The sequence below is a fragment of the Ligilactobacillus agilis DSM 20509 genome, assembly GCF_001436215.1.
GTDB lineage: Bacteria > Bacillota > Bacilli > Lactobacillales > Lactobacillaceae > Ligilactobacillus > Ligilactobacillus agilis.
Genome location: NZ_AYYP01000070.1, coordinates 25352 through 41243, shown reverse-complemented (window position 1 = coordinate 41243; position 15892 = coordinate 25352). Strand labels below are relative to the sequence as shown.

Annotated in this window: 18 protein-coding genes; 2 read left to right on the top strand and 16 right to left on the bottom strand. The window is 39.3% G+C overall.

The window, feature by feature from the left end:
• Window positions 1-160: 160 nt before the first annotated feature.
• The 8 genes from FC14_RS08995 to FC14_RS08960 all read right to left on the bottom strand — a co-directional run bounded on the left by FC14_RS08995 (window position 161) and on the right by FC14_RS08960 (window position 8574).
• A complete protein-coding gene (locus FC14_RS08995; RefSeq protein WP_056977542.1) occupies window positions 161-1423 on the bottom strand; it encodes a tetratricopeptide repeat protein in 1263 nt (420 codons plus the stop codon).
• A 78-nt stretch (window positions 1424-1501) separates the two neighbouring features.
• The gene (locus FC14_RS08990) at window positions 1502-1777 is read right to left on the bottom strand and encodes an HU family DNA-binding protein (RefSeq protein WP_050612292.1); all 276 of its coding nucleotides are present in this window, start codon (window positions 1775-1777) and stop codon (window positions 1502-1504) included.
• A 216-nt stretch (window positions 1778-1993) separates the two neighbouring features.
• Window positions 1994-3304: a ribosome biogenesis GTPase Der gene (der, locus tag FC14_RS08985; RefSeq protein WP_056977540.1), complete on the bottom strand. Its 1311-nt coding sequence runs from the start codon at window positions 3302-3304 to the stop codon at window positions 1994-1996.
• Window positions 3305-3393: 89 nt separating this feature from the next.
• Window positions 3394-4575 (bottom strand): 30S ribosomal protein S1, encoded by a 1182-nt coding sequence (rpsA, locus tag FC14_RS08980; protein ID WP_056977537.1) that lies wholly within the window; start codon window positions 4573-4575, stop codon window positions 3394-3396.
• 75 nt (window positions 4576-4650) lie between these two features.
• The gene (gene cmk, locus FC14_RS08975) at window positions 4651-5328 is read right to left on the bottom strand and encodes a (d)CMP kinase (RefSeq protein WP_056977536.1); all 678 of its coding nucleotides are present in this window, start codon (window positions 5326-5328) and stop codon (window positions 4651-4653) included.
• A 76-nt stretch (window positions 5329-5404) separates the two neighbouring features.
• Window positions 5405-6010: a LysM peptidoglycan-binding domain-containing protein gene (locus FC14_RS08970; RefSeq protein WP_056977534.1), complete on the bottom strand. Its 606-nt coding sequence runs from the start codon at window positions 6008-6010 to the stop codon at window positions 5405-5407.
• Window positions 6011-6085: 75 nt separating this feature from the next.
• Window positions 6086-7543, bottom strand: a complete 1458-nt coding sequence (locus FC14_RS08965; RefSeq protein WP_056977532.1) for a RecQ family ATP-dependent DNA helicase — start codon at window positions 7541-7543, stop codon at window positions 6086-6088.
• A complete protein-coding gene (locus FC14_RS08960) occupies window positions 7531-8574 on the bottom strand; it encodes a helix-turn-helix domain-containing protein (protein ID WP_056977530.1) in 1044 nt (347 codons plus the stop codon). Before FC14_RS08960 ends, FC14_RS08965 begins: the two co-directional genes overlap by 13 nt.
• Before the next feature lie 149 nt (window positions 8575-8723).
• Between FC14_RS08960 and FC14_RS08955 the strand changes: the two genes are divergently transcribed.
• On the top strand, window positions 8724-10295 hold the full coding sequence (locus FC14_RS08955; RefSeq protein ID WP_235804534.1) for an Nramp family divalent metal transporter: 1572 nt from the start codon (window positions 8724-8726) through the stop codon (window positions 10293-10295).
• 30 nt (window positions 10296-10325) lie between these two features.
• Entirely contained in the window at window positions 10326-10799 is a 474-nt protein-coding gene (locus tag FC14_RS08950) for a universal stress protein (protein ID WP_056977526.1), read from the top strand.
• Window positions 10800-10903: 104 nt separating this feature from the next.
• Here FC14_RS08950 and FC14_RS08945 read toward each other — a convergent pair whose 3' ends face one another.
• From FC14_RS08945 to FC14_RS08910, 8 genes are all read right to left on the bottom strand, one after another.
• The gene (locus tag FC14_RS08945) at window positions 10904-11290 is read right to left on the bottom strand and encodes an IS66 family transposase (protein ID WP_056977524.1); all 387 of its coding nucleotides are present in this window, start codon (window positions 11288-11290) and stop codon (window positions 10904-10906) included.
• Window positions 11274-11621, bottom strand: a complete 348-nt coding sequence (tnpB, locus tag FC14_RS08940; RefSeq protein WP_056977522.1) for an IS66 family insertion sequence element accessory protein TnpB — start codon at window positions 11619-11621, stop codon at window positions 11274-11276. The genes FC14_RS08945 and tnpB overlap by 17 nt, the downstream gene beginning before the upstream one ends.
• Window positions 11611-11799 (bottom strand): hypothetical protein, encoded by a 189-nt coding sequence (locus FC14_RS08935; RefSeq protein ID WP_056977521.1) that lies wholly within the window; start codon window positions 11797-11799, stop codon window positions 11611-11613. Before FC14_RS08935 ends, tnpB begins: the two co-directional genes overlap by 11 nt.
• Before the next feature lie 109 nt (window positions 11800-11908).
• Window positions 11909-12538: a hypothetical protein gene (locus FC14_RS08930; RefSeq protein ID WP_056977518.1), complete on the bottom strand. Its 630-nt coding sequence runs from the start codon at window positions 12536-12538 to the stop codon at window positions 11909-11911.
• An 8-nt stretch (window positions 12539-12546) separates the two neighbouring features.
• Window positions 12547-13200 carry a Crp/Fnr family transcriptional regulator gene (locus FC14_RS08925; RefSeq protein ID WP_050612305.1) on the bottom strand — a complete coding sequence of 218 codons (654 nt, stop codon included), beginning with the start codon at window positions 13198-13200 and terminating at the stop codon, window positions 12547-12549.
• Between the two features lie 27 nt (window positions 13201-13227).
• Entirely contained in the window at window positions 13228-13506 is a 279-nt protein-coding gene (locus FC14_RS08920) for a hypothetical protein (RefSeq protein ID WP_014294089.1), read from the bottom strand.
• Window positions 13507-13521: 15 nt separating this feature from the next.
• Window positions 13522-13749, bottom strand: a complete 228-nt coding sequence (locus FC14_RS08915) for a heavy-metal-associated domain-containing protein (RefSeq protein ID WP_037619394.1) — start codon at window positions 13747-13749, stop codon at window positions 13522-13524.
• A gap of 79 nt (window positions 13750-13828) precedes the next feature.
• A complete protein-coding gene (locus FC14_RS08910; RefSeq protein WP_056977516.1) occupies window positions 13829-15685 on the bottom strand; it encodes a heavy metal translocating P-type ATPase in 1857 nt (618 codons plus the stop codon).
• Window positions 15686-15892 lie beyond the last annotated feature (207 nt).

Here is a 15892-nt window from a genome sequence, read left to right as displayed (position 1 = left end):
AAGTAAAGGTATTTTTTACAAGAACTAATTAAACTGCTAAAGCCTAATAATAACTTCAAGCTAGTAATTACCTCATAAAAATATTTACTAAAATTTTAAAGCTAAGGAATCTTTAGACACTCAATGGGAATTAGCGGTCAGCGCACTAGTTTTTACCTTGTTACCAATTTTCCAGCTCAGATTCTAACTCTAACATTTCTCCATCGCTAGGGTTAGTTTCCAAATAGCTCTTAACCGCCGTCAAGGCCTGCTTAGCCTGACCCGCATTTCGATAGAAGAAACTTGCATCACGTAAAAAGCTACTGTTCTTGTCTAACTCTTGGTAGGCGGCATCATAATATTCTAAGGCTGCTTGATAGTCATCTAGATTTGCATAGGCCTTACCCAGGTTCCAATATAATTGGCCATCACTTTCGTTACTTGCTAAATAACGTTTCAAAAAGGCGATATTATCTTCATCGCGCCCCAATAACAGGTAAAGGTTGCTGAGTTTTAAAACCAAGGTCATATTGTCTGGTTCCAAGGCTAGAGCTTCCTTTAAATAATCACTGGCTTTAGCAGCTTGCCCTAGTTTTTGAGCATAGTCAGCTGCCTGTTGGTAGAGATTAGGGTTGTATTCATCAACCCCCAGCCCTTCTTGCACCGTGATTAAAGCTTGCGCGTAATTTCCTTCGGTTGCCAAAACTTCGGCTAGGGCAGGATAAAGGGTCGCATAATCTGGATTGGTTTCACGGAGGGCTGAATACTGTTTTTTAGCCTCCTCATTTTTACCCAACTGTTGGTAGGTAAAACCTAGTTGGAAACTAGTGTCTGGGTCTAATTTTTCCTTAGGAATTTGCTCTAAGTAACCTAAAGCCTGTTCAAAATGCCCGTCAGAAGCATAAGCAACCCCTAGACGTTGTACCAGGTTAACCTTTGCTAGTTCAAACGTTCCAGCCTTAATTAATTCCAAATAAAACTTAGTCGCCTGTTCGTATTTCTTGATATTATAATAAAATTCGGCCAAGGCAAACCAAATTACCTCTTCAGTTGGAGCCAAGCGGTATGCCTCCAGTAGTTTTTGTTCACTAACTTCAAACATCCCTTGAGTTTGATATAAATCAGCACTGACAAGTAAGGCTTCAACGTATGCTTCAGACTCAGGAGCAATATCAGCTAAATAGGTTAAAGCTTCGTCATCATTACCTTCACCAATAGCAATATCAGCTAAGGCTGTTTTTAAACCATCTTCATTAGGATAACGCTCCAATAGCTTTTGGTAAGCCCGCTTGGACATCGTGCTAAATCCTAACGAATACAGTTCCTCTGCTAAGCTATAAAGCATGTCATCGTCATCCTTACGCAAAGCCCAAGCAAATTTCTTTTTAGCCTCTTCATATTGGCCATTTGCAAGTAACTCGAGGGTTTCTTCAGAATAAGTCATCATAATTCCTCCTTGATCCAAAAATTAAGGGGGCCATGCCAGCGGCATGACCCCCTCCTTATGCAATTAAATGCATGCTTATTTAACAGCGTCCTTTAAAGCCTTACCTGGTTTGAATGCAGGTACCTTGCTTGCAGGAATTTCAATTTCTGCCCCAGTTTGTGGGTTACGGCCTTTACGAGCAGCGCGTTCGCGTACTTCGAAGTTACCAAAACCGATTAATTGAACTTTTTCGCCATCCTTAAGAAAATCTTGGATTGAACCAAAAACAGCGTCAACTGCAACAGTTGCGTCCTTCTTAGTTAAACCAGTCTTTTCAGCAACGTTTTCGATCAATTGTGCTTTGTTTGCCATATGTTTCACCTCCTTGAAGCGAAAATACATGGATGACCATGTTTAAAAATACTCTACGGAAAATCCGCACGAGTTGAAACAATGACCAACAATCATTGCTCAATTAATAAAATACCATATAAAGCTTGATATAACAAGGTTTTTTTATGATTTTATCCTAAACAGGCAAATTTTTGTTCCGTTTAAGTTAAGCAAAAGAAAACGATCACATGAAAATTATTTGCGCCGCCGTTCAATGAGGTGGATTGGTGTTCCTTCAAAGTCAAAGGCAGCTCGAATTTGATTTTCTAAAAAGCGTTCATAAGAAAAATGCATTAATTCAGGGTCGTTGACAAAAATCACAAAAGTTGGTGGTTTAACGGCCACCTGAGTTGCATAATAAACCCGCAATCTCTTCCCATTGTCAGTTGGAGTCGGATTATGTGCGATTGCGTCCATAACAACGTCATTTAAGACCGCCGAAGCAATCCGCCGCTCGTGGTTAGCGTTAACCCGCTTGATTAAAGCAGGTAGGTTGGCTAACCTTTGTTTCGTTTTAGCAGAAACAAAAATAATTGGCGCATAAGATAAGTATTGGAACTCTTGGCGAATTAAGTTCTCAAAGTCTTTCATGGTATGGTTATCTTTTTTCAAAGTATCCCATTTATTTACGACAATGATAATCCCCCGCCCTGCCTCATGGGCATAGCCAGCAACGTGCTTATCTTGCTCTCTGATTCCTTCTTCGGCATTTAAAACTACGCAGACAACGTCCGAGCGATCTATTGCTTGTAAGGCCCTTAAGACCGAATATTTTTCCGTTGATTCGTAGACTTTTCCTTTTTTCCGAATTCCGGCAGTATCAATCATGGTAAACTCGGTATCATCTTCCGTAACAAATTTAGTATCAATAGCATCCCGGGTTGTTCCTTCAATATTTGAAACAATCACCCGATTTTCTCCTAAAATTGCGTTTACCAAGGAGGATTTACCCACGTTAGGCCGGCCAATAAAGCTGAACTTGACAGTCTGATCTTCTGTTACCGCTTCTCTTTTTGGGAAAGCTTTACAAATTAAGTCCAATAAATCACCGGTCCCGATTCCGTGCGTACCTGAAACTGGAACGGGATCGCCAAAACCAAGTGAATAAAAATCATAGATTTCGGCCCGCAACTCTGGGTTATCTACCTTGTTTACAGCCAAAATTACCGGCTTATCGGTTTGATATAAAATTCGTGCTACTTTTTCATCTGCATCGGTCACACCTTCTTTAGCTGAAACTAAGAAGACAATCACGTCTGCTTCTTCAATTGCGATTTGAGCTTGTTCAGTAATTTGCGTCACAAATGGTTCATCGCCGATATCAATTCCACCTGTGTCTATCATGTTAAACTTTTGCCCCATCCACTCGCTTTTGGCGTAGATGCGGTCACGAGTAACGCCTGGAATATCTTCGACAATTGAAATTCTTTGCCCTGCAATTCGATTAAAGATGGTTGACTTACCAACATTAGGCCGCCCAACAATCGCTACAACTGGATTTGCCATTAGATCCCCTCTTTTCTTTCTAATCTCAATAAAAAACTGACCCAAAGGTAAGACTTTCGGGCCAGCCAAAAATATCAACTAAATAAAACTTAGTCGTTGTTCTTTAATTCATCACCAACAAGGTCACCTAAAGTAAAACCAGTTTCTTCTTCTGGTAAAGTAACCTTTTCTTCAGCCTTAGGTGCAGCTTCCTTCTTTTCAACTGCTGGCTTTTCTTGTAAAGCCTTGATTGATAAAGCTAAACGGTGGTCACTTGCATTAACTGACAAGACCTTAACTTTAACTTCTTGACCAGATTCCAAAACTTCATTTGGAGTTGCAATGTGCTTGTGTGAAATTTGTGAAATGTGAACTAAACCTTCAACCCCTGGGAAGACTTCAACAAAGGCCCCAAAGCTAGTAAGGCGTTTAACAGTTCCGTCTAAAACATCACCTTCAGCAACTTCTTCTGCTACCTTGTCCCATGGTTGTGGTAAAGTTTGCTTGATTGAAAGAGAAATCCGGTCTTTGTCAGCGTCTACTGCTAAAACTTTAACCTTAACATCTTGGCCAACCTTCAATACATCTGCTGGCTTATCTACACGTTCAAAGGCAATTTCTGAAACGTGAACTAAACCGTCAACTCCACCTAAGTCAATGAAGGCCCCAAAGTTAGTTAAACGAGCAACCTTACCTTCAACTACGTCACCAACAACTAATTTAGCCATCACAGCTTCCTTCTTAGCTTGACGTTCAGCCTTAACTAATTCACGGCGAGATAAGATTAAGCGGTTTTCACTTGGTTCGATTTCAACAATCTTAAATTCTAATTCTTGACCCTTGAATTGGTTTAAATCTTCAACAAAGTGGTCAGATACCATTGAAGCTGGTACGAAGCCACGCACGCCGGCATCTACTACTAAACCACCCTTAACGACTTGAGTAACAGGAGCAGTGATTGTTTGACCTGCTTCAAATTTCTTTTCAATGTTATCCCAAACCTTACGTGCTTCTAAGCGGCGTTGGGATAAGAGGTATGAACCGCCTTCCTTGTCAGAACCAATCTTAGAAATAACTACTAATTCTAAGGTGTCGCCAACGTGTAATTCGTCTTCCTTAACACTTAATTCACGTGCAGGAACAACTCCTTCAACCCCAGCGTTTTCAATTCCGATAATGGCTTGCTTGGAATCATCGAAGGCTAAAACTTCACCCTTAACTACGTCTCCAATTTTCACCTCTTGTACGCTATCTAAAGCTGCTAATAAATCTTTTGCTTCTGTATCACTCATGGACAATGTCCTCCTTAACGACTAACTCTAAATTACATTTTAACGTATTATTATATAAAATTCCAGTCAAAACTATTAATTGGCTTGCTTTTTTTCGATTATTGCCATTATCGCAGCGACTACCTCATCAATACTCAATGGAGTTGTATCTAGTTCTACTGCGTCACTTGCCTTAGTTAGAGGAGAAATTTCTCTGTGCGAATCCTTATAATCCCGTTGGGCAATTTCTTCTTCTAGCTGTGCTAACGGAGTATTAATCCCCTTGGCAATATTTTCCTTGTAGCGTCTTAGTGCCCGTTGTTCAACGGAAGCAATTAGGAAAATTTTCACCTCAGCAGTTGGTAGTACCGTGGTGCCAATATCACGTCCATCCATGACAATTCCACCGGCAGCTGCTATTTCTTGTTGCCGTTTAGTCAAATCAGCCCGGACGCTCTTTTGGGCTGCTACTACTGACACATTATTGGTAACTTCTGGCATCCGAATTTGCTTAGTAGCATCTTGCCCGTTAACAATTACTTTTTGCTCTGGTTGACCGGGTATAAATTCAATAGTTAAATCAGTCAGCAGTTCGGCTAACTTTTGGTCATCATCTAAGGCAACCTTAGCTTGAATGGCAGCATAGGTTACCGCCCGGTACATTGCGCCGGTATCACAGTAGATATAACCTAATTTGGTTGCCACCAATTTAGCCACCGTGCTCTTCCCGGCAGAAGCGGGTCCATCAATTGCAATTTGTAATTTTTTCTTCATAAAAAATAACCCCTCATAAAAAAATCGAGGCTGACTAGCATCCTCGCTTTTTGTTTAATATTATTTATCTAATTTATTACTTAACCCTTACAGTTTGCCCGGGTGTTAAGGTTGAGTTAGCAGATAAACCTGGATTGAGTTGTAACAATTCAGAAATACTTAAACCGTTATTAGCGGCCACCCGGTAAATCCCTTGGCCAGCCCCAACCGTTGCATAAGAAGCAGCTTCTTGAGAAGATTGCTCTTGGCTGCTTGACTCTGCTTGACTTTGCTCTTGCTGGCTACTTGCTTGCGCTGACTCTGTACTTTGCGCTTGGCTACTTTCCTCGGCTTGACTGGTTGCTTGGCTGCTGGCTTCACTACTTGATGCCGTTTCCTTTACACTGCTAGCTTTGGTTGTAGTCTTTTTTTCCTTATGGCTTGTCTTCTTACTAGAAATACTCTTAGTAGTAGAAGCAATTGTAACTGAACTGCTTGCTTGTTCTTCAGAAGCCGTCCGCTGTGACACAAAGTATAACCCAATCGTTCCCAATATTAGCACAATAAAGATTACCAATAATGACGTTGTCAAAACAGTATTGCGCTTAGTATTGCGGCGGTTAACCGTGCGAGAATAGTTACCCTTGGAATCTTTTTCATCTTCAAATGTATTTTCCCACGGTTTTTTATTATGACTAGTCATACCTCATTTTCCTCCTAAACAGTATTACTCGTATTATTTTACCATAGCTAATATCTTTTTGTTAGTCTAAAAAGGCTATTCTTCTGATTTGTTGTAATTGGTAAATAACTGGGCCAAGATTATTTGGTATTCAAATTTGCCTGCCCAAGCATTACTTCTTTCGTCACGGGATTTTCTTTTTAGGCCTAATTGCGCAAGCGTTTGCCAGTAGTCGGCGTTGTGACAACAGTTATAGTCATTATGCTGCCCAGGTTTTTCAGCAAAATAAGTTAGAATATACTGTCGCAAGCAGCCACTGGTCTTTGCGTAGGTCGCCATCTGCTTAAGTGCTGTTAGCCGTTCTTTTTTTCTAGCTGCAAAAAAAGTTAGCGCCCGTTGTTCGCCGGCAACTTGGTCATTAAAACTTGCTAAGAGCCGTTGTTTTTCTGAACTTATTTTAGATTGGCCTTGAGCTTTACTCATAAAATATTGGCTAATTTCAAGCGGGGCAGGTAGCGTATTTTCCAGCAGCTGCCTTTGAATAAATTCATCTCCAGCTTGATATAAAAGAATAGCACAGCTTTGTTTACCATCCCGCCCAGCCCGTCCTATTTCTTGAACGTAACTATTCAAGTCACTAGGTAGGTGGTAGTGGATGACGTAGCGAATATCCTCCTTATTAACCCCCATCCCAAAAGCGCTAGTCGCACAAACTAAGTCTAACTGTCCTTGTAAAAATTGCTGCTGAATCGAATACCGATCCAAATGGCTAAGCCCCGCATGATAAGCAGCTACTCTTAACTGACTACGTTGCCCCAACCACTTAGCTAAACGGTCAGCTAATTTCTTGCTAGAAAAATAAATTAGTCCTGGTCCTTGTAAGTAATTAACTAACTCTAGCAATTTTTGATCCTTTTGACTTTGACTAGCCACCTTCAAGACTTCTAAGTAGATATTTTCCCGGTTGACCGAACGCTGGTAAACCTTGCTTAAACCTAGCTGCTGGCAAATATCTTCTTTAACCTTGGGCGTAGCAGTCGCTGTTAAAGCTAAGGTTAAGGGCTGACCTAACAGGCGCTGTAACTTACCCAGTTGCAGGTAATCCGGGCGAAAATCAGGCCCCCAAGTTGAAATACAGTGGGCCTCATCCACAACTAACAGACCTATTTTGAGGGTTTGGAGGGCCTGCTTAACCAGTTGATTTTGCAAAATTTCAGGAGCCAAAAAGATATACTGGTAGGCTCCTAAATTAGCTAACACCTTCTGCCTGGTTAAATAATCCTGTTCCGAAGTCAATGCTATCACCTGCTGGTAACCTTGGTACTTCATTTGACTAACTTGATCTTGCATTAGGGATAATAAAGGCGATACAATCAGTACCCGTTTGTTGGTGTAGCGTCCATAAAACTGATAGCATAAAGATTTGCCATTACCGGTTGGTAAAATTGCCAGCATTGACTGCTTAGCCAGCAAGGCATTAATGACTTCTTTTTGGCCCGGCCTAAAGGCGCTAAAATGGTAGGTTTGTTTTAAAAATTGCTCTAAGTTTGCCACCGTTTCCGCCCCCTTGCAATCTCAAAGATTCTAAATTTATAAAAGGCAATTTCTGGTTGAACCGCCACTAAATCTTGGTAGGACCACTCTTCTTGACTCTTTGTCTCTACAAATAACTTAGTCATCAACTCTTGTTCCTTAGCCGAAACTAGTTTTAATAAGTCGGGTTTTCCATGCCAAATGTAGGCCTCATAAAGGTGATCTAATACAGTATTTTCCTTTATGTGCAAGTGGCTGGCGATTTCCTTAATAGTATTTCCAGCCATAAAAGCGTTAATCGTCTTAAACCTGCTTGCACGTACTGGCTCAAAGTTTGGTTGAGTTAGGGCCATTAGCTCAGCTAATTTTCCATCGCCTTGGTAAAGATAATAAGCAAACCTACTGAGCAGGTCTAACCAAATTTGCTCAATTTCAAATGGGAATTTTCCGTAAATAGTTGCTAGCTGCTCATTTGTTTGCCCCGGAAAATTATGGCCCCGTAATTTTTGGGCAAAAATGGCAGCCTTTTGTGGTGGTTCATTGGCTAAAAAAGTTGCTAAACTAGGTACTAATTCTTCTTGCAGTCCAGTTAGGCCGTAATTACTTTGCGTTAGCCAGCGTTTAAATAAGTATTGGCTGTAGACATTGTCAGTAACTACGTAATACTGTTTATTTTGATAACTGGCCTCCGAAGCGACTTGAACTGCCAATAAAATCAGATTGGCTACTAGTTCCATTGGAAAAATCCGAAATAATTTTGGTTGCGCTAGCTCTAATTTCAAATCATTCTCGTTTATAAATTCCACTCCCTTGGTACTCAGGGTTAATCCAGCTAAACCCGCTTCTAAATAGGCAGCCGTTACTAGCTGCTGGATTTCGCGGTCAAACTTTGCTTCATCAAAACCGCTAAATAAGCCGATATATTGTAACCAATTAGCTAGCATGCCAAAGTATAAGGCCGAGCCCTTCTGACGGTTGGCCAATAGTTGACGCAAAACCGCTGGCCGTCTAGGCTGATTAGCATCAAAAAACAAGAGCCAGTAATAGTTCATAACAGCACCTCAACGAAAAAAATTTCTCTTCACTATTATACATCATTTTAAAAATTAATAATTTTACGGTATGCCTAAAAATTTCTTTCAAACACTTCTAAAATAAGGTACAATACAGTTGTGCTAATTTAAGAAAGGTGGTTTTCACTGTGAGTAACAATGAAACTAAGCACGATAAAGAAAAATTTATCGCTTACGCTAACGGTCCATCCCTCGAAGAAATTAATGGGACCGTTAAAGTTCCAAAGGGTAAAGGTTTTTGGCGGACTTTGCTCGCTTACTCCGGCCCGGGTGCACTGGTTGCCGTAGGTTATATGGACCCAGGTAACTGGTCAACTTCGATTACTGGGGGACAAAATTTCCAATACCTTTTGATGTCTATTATCTTAATGTCAAGTTTGGTTGCGATGTTACTTCAATACATGGCAGCTAAACTTGGGATTGTGACCCAGTTAGACCTTGCCCAAGCCATTCGCGCTCGCACCGGCAAAACCTTAGGAATTATTCTTTGGATCATGACCGAGCTAGCTATCATGGCTACAGATATTGCCGAAGTTATCGGGGCTGCGATTGCCCTTTATCTCTTATTTGGAATTCCAATGTTTTTAGCCGTCTTTATTACCGTTTTAGACGTCTTAGTTCTATTGTTGTTAACTAAAGTTGGTTTTAGAAAAATTGAAACTATTGTTGTTGCCTTGATTTTAGTGATTTTATTTGTTTTTACCTACCAAGTAGCACTCTCTAACCCTGACTGGGGGGCAGTTTTTAGTGGTTTCATCCCTAGTGCTAAAACTTTTTCAACGACACCAACTGTCAACGGCATGACTCCTCTGATGGGGACTTTAGGAATTATTGGGGCGACCGTAATGCCACATAACCTTTATCTTCACTCAGCGGTTTCGCAAACAAGACAAATTGACCATGACGATGAAGAAGCGGTTGCGCAAGCTGTTAAATTTTCAGCCTGGGACTCAAACATCCAATTAACAGCTGCTTTTGTCGTTAACTGTTTGTTACTAATTATGGGGGTGGCTGTTTTCAAGACCGGCGCAGTCCAAGACGCTTCCTTCTTTGGTTTATACGACGCCCTCTCAGACACTTCAACTCTTAGCAACGGCGTCTTGATTTCAGTTGCTAAGTCAGGGATTTTATCAGTCCTATTTGCAGTTGCCCTCTTAGCTTCTGGTCAAAACTCTACTATTACGGGGACCTTAACTGGGCAAGTTATCATGGAAGGGTTTGTTAACCTAAAAATGCCTCTGTGGGCACGGCGGTTAGTTACGCGTTTAATCGCAGTGGTACCAGTATTACTGTGTGTTGCTTTCACCAGTGGTCAAAGTACCATTCAAGAACACCAATCCTTGAATACCTTAATGAACAACTCCCAGGTCTTCTTGGCCTTTGCCCTCCCATTTTCCATGATTCCGTTAATCATGATGACCGATAGTGAAGAAACTATGGGGCGGTTTAAAAACTCACTAATCATTAAGGTCTTAGGTTGGTTCTCCGTTATTTCGTTAACGGTCCTAAATCTCAAGGGGCTTCCTGACTCAATTACCGACTTCTTTGGCGAACACCCAACTGCTACCCAAGTTTCAGTCGCTCACGGCATCGCCTACTTTTTAATTGTCGCAATTCTCTTGCTGTTAGCCTGGACCATTGTTGAAATTAAAAAGGGTGATAAACACCTTGCCAAAATGAATTCTAATCACAAAGCTTAATCATTTTCCACTAAACGAAAGGGGAAAGTTATGTCAGATCGTATTAATTTCGAAATCACACCACGTAGTTTTACCAAAATTCTAGTTGCTGTCGACGAAGATGATTCAAACTCTTCAGTCCGCGCATTTAACTATGCCGTTACTACCGCTAAACGTTTAGGTGCTCCGCTAGGAATTGTTTCTATCTTAGAAGTTCAAGACTTCAACATCTTTGATACCTTAAGTCCAGATATCATGAAAAAGCGGCGCAATCAAGTCAGTGACGACCTAGCCCGTTACGTCAATAAGGCTAGAAGTTTTGGCGTCAAAGAAGTTTTCGCTTTTACAGGTGAGGGTAAGCCTTCAACCGTCATTATCGAAGATATTTTACCAGAGTTTCAGCCCGATTTATTAGTCTGTGGCTCTAAAACCAAACCGGTCACTGGCCGTAAACAAATCTTTATCGGTTCCCAAGCAAGCGCAATGGCGCAAAACGCTCCTTGTTCAGTAATCGTTGTCCGCTAAAAAACGTTATCTAAAAAGAGGCTGGGAAAAAACATAATCACTCCATAATTGGACGTTATTGGTAAAAAAGGCCGTAAAATCACAAATTGTGAATTTACGGCCTTTTAGTTTGCAACGGCGCAACTTTCTTTGGCTTCGGAATTCCATGGCAAATAAGCCTCAACATCAACCTCTTTTCGCTGTTCTAGTAATGAAAAGATGTAGTTGAGATATTTAGAGACATCTATAGCTGTTTGGATTAAGCTGTACCAGATTGCGTTAGCTTTTGCTCCAGCTATCGTTGTCGCAAATAGTGAATTTTTGCGGACTAGAGTTGCTGGTCTGATTGCTTGTTCAACTGGGTTATTTGATAACGGTAATTCACCAATTTCATAAATCTTTTCCAATCTAGTGCGGAATTTCTTGGCATAACCGATTGCTTTTTTCAATTTACCACTTGGATTAAGGATAGTATCTAGAAAGTCGTAAAACTTATCAACCTTTTTTGGCACGATGAACTTTTGGCTGTGGTAAAGGATTTAATCCTTTTAAAAGTAGATTAAGTTGCTGACTATCCAACTCCTTAACCTCCTCACTATTTCGTGGCCAAGTTAAACGTCCGTTATCAAACCGCTTGTAAAGTAGTATGAACCCTTCACCGTCCCAGTAAAGAGCCTTAAACCTATCATTTCTCCGTCCACAAAATAAAAATAAGGAGTCATCGTAAAGATCTAAGCCGAAGTTATCGGCAATTAAGATTGCCAGCGTATCAATTCCTTTACGTAAATCAGTGTTACCACAAACAATGTACACATGCCTAGGGGCATGATAATTAACCAGCATGCTTCTTCACCAACTCCCAGATATCATTCATAAGTTCGACATCAGCACCGTGATATAGCGAAATTTTCACTTTGGCTAGCTTTATTTCAGTAGCTAGTCTCAACTTATTGGTTCTGTTTTTAGCTTTTGGCTTCCGTTTTAGTGTCAATTTAAACTTAACAATCTCTTGCTTTTCCATGAAAAAATCCTCCTATACTATGTCCATGTTAGTAGTATAGGGGGATTAGGAAAATATTTACATACGTCTCATTATGGAGTGCTTACGTTACTTCTACCTATCCTTTAGTTTATTTCTTTGTTTCCTTATAAAATGGCAGTAATTCATCAAAACTTTTTAATAGATCATCAATTAACCGTTCTAATGAGTGGTCAGTCTCAATTGGAATATCCTGTTTAACCAAGACCTTACGAACCTCACCTGATTTGACCTGTTTTAGTAAATTCTTTCGATTTTCTTCTGTTGCATCCATTTTGAAACTTATACCATTTTTTTGTACAAAATAATACATAGCTCCAAAAGGAAGAAGATTCAAAACTTTATTTTGTTTCTCTAAACTGTTTTCAGACCTCCTTCTTTCTACAAAACTAACCTCAACGGAAATTCCAAAATTATCAGATTCCCCATAAAGACGAATAGCCAATGCTGAATCATCCAAATCATCGGAAGGCAATCGGAAATAACACCAAAAATGTGGACGACATAGCTGAGATTGATTCATCCATTGACTAACACGCTCTGCTTTAAATGGCTTTACCCTGTCTTCAAAAGATTTACTGATTAAACTGAATTCATCCCGGGCCTGTCGAGCTAGGTCCCTTAAATCCATCATATACTGGCGATAATTACCAGCCTTTTCCGGCTTAATATATTTTTCTCCTCGATAGGGTAGATATTCCTTTAATTTGTTAAACGACATTTTTCACCTCATAAATCAATTAAGCCATCTCTGTTAAGAATAATTATTCTTCTACCTGAACGTTTTATCAATCTATTATCCTCAAGAAATCTAAATTTTCTAGAAAGAGTTTCAGGGGTAGTTCCTATATATCGCGCGATATCAATCATCTTCATAGGTAAACTGAACCGATAATCGTTCGCTACTTTTGACAGATCCAAGAGGTAGTTCGCTAACCGTTCCTCAACACGCTCCATAGATAAAATATGGGCCTGTTTCTCTACTTGAATCATCTTTTGCGCACTTAATTCAAATAATTTAAGAGCTATTTGTGGATTCCTAAGCATTACTTGATCAAAAGCTTGTTTACTTAATCTACAAATTTCAGTTGTTTCAAGAGTTTTACCAAAAAGAGATTCATTTTTAATACCGAACAACTGATTCTCACCCTCATAGCCACCTGGTTCAACGACCCGTAAAAGCTGTTCATCACCATTTGTAGACAGTTGGAATACTTTCATACTTCCGAGAGCCACGATGTCTAGATTTTCATCTCCTGGTCTAAAAACAATTTCATTTTTTTTAAATTGTTTGTGTTGTGCCAATCTATTAATTTTAATCTGTTCATCTTCTGACAGATGATGAAATAATGGTACAAGTGTCACACAAATATGTTGAACCATGGATAGCCTCCTTCTAATTGATAAAACCTATTCTTGAGATAATTCATCAAATTGTTTTAATAGCTGATAAGTTTTAGTAAATGTCTCACAAGCATCATCTGGAATTGTATAATCTTTTGTAAGAGCTCTTAGTTCTGAAAATTCATTTGATAGGTCTAAATTATTATCCCTAATTTTATGTTGAATTGTTTCATAAACTTTGCGAACGTCAAAGACTTCTGGATGATTTTTCCCATGAGCTTTTGTAATAGCATTTGTATATAGATCAAGCATCTCATCGTTTGCTTCAAAAAATTGTTTTAACATTGTAACTTTCTCCTATTATTTTTCTGATGCTTTTAGGACATCATAGCCAATTGCTTGCACTGCCTTCACAATTTCATTAATGTTTGTCATACTAGCGTCAAAATTTACTTTTGCCTTACTGGCATTGAATAGAACTTTGACACTTTCCTTATCGACACCTGTTACACTTTTAATGGCTCCCTCAATTTTTTGCATACATGTTGGACAAGCCAGTGTTTCAAGCTGTAGTATAGCTTTTTTCATCATCTTTACTTCCTTTCCTTATTATATTTTTAGTATAGTACGATATTTAGAGTAAAAAATTGATTTCTATCAAGAATCTCTATTTTCTTTTATATTTTAAAAGCCTCATAGCATTCAAAATAACTACGAGAATGCTACCTTCATGAATAAACATGCCAATTGCCATATTCATCCACGAACTTGAGAGAACGCTGATAAGAAGAACTACTACGACTAGCAATGCAATGAAGATATTTTCAATCATATTACGTCGTGTGGCTTTAGCCAATCCAATCGCATGAGGGATTCTGTGAAAATCCGAATTCATCAAAACAACATTTGAAGTTTCAATGGCAACATCTGTACCGTTTCCCATGGCAATTCCAATATCTGCTAAGGCCAATGATGGGCTATCATTAATACCATCTCCGACAAATGCTACTATTTCTCCACTTGCCTGACGTTTTCTCACAAATTCTGCCTTGTCTTCTGGTAGTAGATGACCATAAGCCTCGGTTAAGCCTAACTGATTAGTAACTAAATCAACTGTACCTTGATTATCTCCAGATAATAGAATGAGATTTTTTACTCCCATATTCTTAAGCGTCTCTAAATCCTCCTTGACTCCTTGTCTAATCTGGTCGCGAATCCCTACAACAAGAGCTATTTGTCCATCAATAGCAGTTAGGACAATTGAATTCCCTTCTGCTTCCATCCCTGCTATGTCGCTCTTCATCTGGTTAGTGAAAGGAATATTATATTGATTCATCAAATAAGAGTTCCCAACGAGAACTTGGTGATTTTGAATACGAGCAACAACTCCCCCACCTTGAACGACCTCTGTTGAGTCAATCACCTCTACTACAGAACCTGAGTAATAGTAATGGTTCACAATTGCTTTCGCGAGCGGATGATTTGATTCTCTCTCAACACTAGCCAGTAAGCTCTCAGCAAGACTCCTATCACTGCTATAATAGATTGTCTGTGCAACCTGAGGGTTACCATAAGTTAATGTTCCTGTTTTATCAAATAACATTGTATCAACTTTACTAAAGTTTGTAATGACATCACTACCCTTAAATAAAATACCATGTCGTGCGCCATTTCCAATCCCTGACACATTTGAAACTGGTACGCCAATAACCAGTGCACCAGGACATCCAAGAACCAAAATAGTAACGGCTAACTCAATATTGCGGCTAATAAGCCAAACAATAATCGCTAACACTAAAACTGAAGGAGTATAGTATTTTGAAAATTGGTCAATAAATCTCTCAGCTTTTGACTTGCTGTCCTGTGCTTCTTCTACTAATTCAATAATTTTCCCAAAAGTTGTATCTTCCCCAATCTTCTCAGTACGTATTTGTATAGTGCCATTTTCGAGAATGGTACCAGCAAAAACTTTATCTCTTAAACCTTTAGAGACTGGAATAGATTCGCCCGTAATACTTGCTTCATTTGCAGTACCAGAGCCAAATATCACTTCACCGTCAACTGGGATCTTTCCACCAGTTTTTACTAAAAGAATATCTTCTTCATTAACTTCCTCAACTGACACCTCTTCAAAGTCACCATTGTGTAGTTTACGAAAAGTAGTCTCTGGTACCATCTCCACGAGATTCTTAATCGCAGAACGTGTCTTGGCTAATGTTCTTTGTTCTAAGTATGCACCAAATAAGAAGAGAAAAGCTACAATAGCTGATTCTTCAAACTCTTTAATAACAAATGCTCCTAAAATAGCAAGAGTTACTAAGAGATCGATGCTAATTACCTTAATTCTAAGAGCTTGATAGGCTTGAACAAAAATTGGTAAACCGCCAACTAATGAAGCTACAAACAGTAGATAAGCTGAACCCTGCTCACTACTAAAAACCCATTTGGATGAAAAAGCAAGTATAATAAGAACACCAGTTATTGCTGTCAACCAATTCCGATAACGTAATAACCATTTTTGCATGATTTCTACCTCCTTTATTATATCCAGTATAACCGAGCATAGAAATATAATAATTGATTTATATCAAGTTTTAAAAATACTAGAATGTCTAGCTTGTTTCAAACTGAAACTTGAAAGCATGAAATAGTGGATACTTCCCGCTATTTCATGCTTTTTTGCCAAAAAATAGAAAAACGCAAGGACACCTGCGTTATAATTTAAATGCAC

Coding starts and splice junctions, on each gene's coding strand:
- FC14_RS08920 (WP_014294089.1), bottom strand. CDS start 13,506: ATGTTAAAACAATTTTTTGAAGCAAACGATGAGATGCTTGATCTATAT.
- FC14_RS08960 (WP_056977530.1), bottom strand. CDS start 8,574: ATGAACTATTACTGGCTCTTGTTTTTTGATGCTAATCAGCCTAGACGG.
- FC14_RS08950 (WP_056977526.1), top strand. CDS start 10,326: ATGTCAGATCGTATTAATTTCGAAATCACACCACGTAGTTTTACCAAA.
- FC14_RS08935 (WP_056977521.1), bottom strand. CDS start 11,799: ATGGAAAAGCAAGAGATTGTTAAGTTTAAATTGACACTAAAACGGAAG.
- tnpB (WP_056977522.1), bottom strand. CDS start 11,621: ATGCTGGTTAATTATCATGCCCCTAGGCATGTGTACATTGTTTGTGGT.
- FC14_RS08925 (WP_050612305.1), bottom strand. CDS start 13,200: ATGGTTCAACATATTTGTGTGACACTTGTACCATTATTTCATCATCTG.
- cmk (WP_056977536.1), bottom strand. CDS start 5,328: ATGAAGAAAAAATTACAAATTGCAATTGATGGACCCGCTTCTGCCGGG.
- FC14_RS08930 (WP_056977518.1), bottom strand. CDS start 12,538: ATGTCGTTTAACAAATTAAAGGAATATCTACCCTATCGAGGAGAAAAA.
- FC14_RS08970 (WP_056977534.1), bottom strand. CDS start 6,010: ATGACTAGTCATAATAAAAAACCGTGGGAAAATACATTTGAAGATGAA.
- FC14_RS08910 (WP_056977516.1), bottom strand. CDS start 15,685: ATGCAAAAATGGTTATTACGTTATCGGAATTGGTTGACAGCAATAACT.
- FC14_RS08990 (WP_050612292.1), bottom strand. CDS start 1,777: ATGGCAAACAAAGCACAATTGATCGAAAACGTTGCTGAAAAGACTGGT.
- FC14_RS08995 (WP_056977542.1), bottom strand. CDS start 1,423: ATGACTTATTCTGAAGAAACCCTCGAGTTACTTGCAAATGGCCAATAT.
- FC14_RS08915 (WP_037619394.1), bottom strand. CDS start 13,749: ATGAAAAAAGCTATACTACAGCTTGAAACACTGGCTTGTCCAACATGT.
- der (WP_056977540.1), bottom strand. CDS start 3,304: ATGGCAAATCCAGTTGTAGCGATTGTTGGGCGGCCTAATGTTGGTAAG.
- rpsA (WP_056977537.1), bottom strand. CDS start 4,575: ATGAGTGATACAGAAGCAAAAGATTTATTAGCAGCTTTAGATAGCGTA.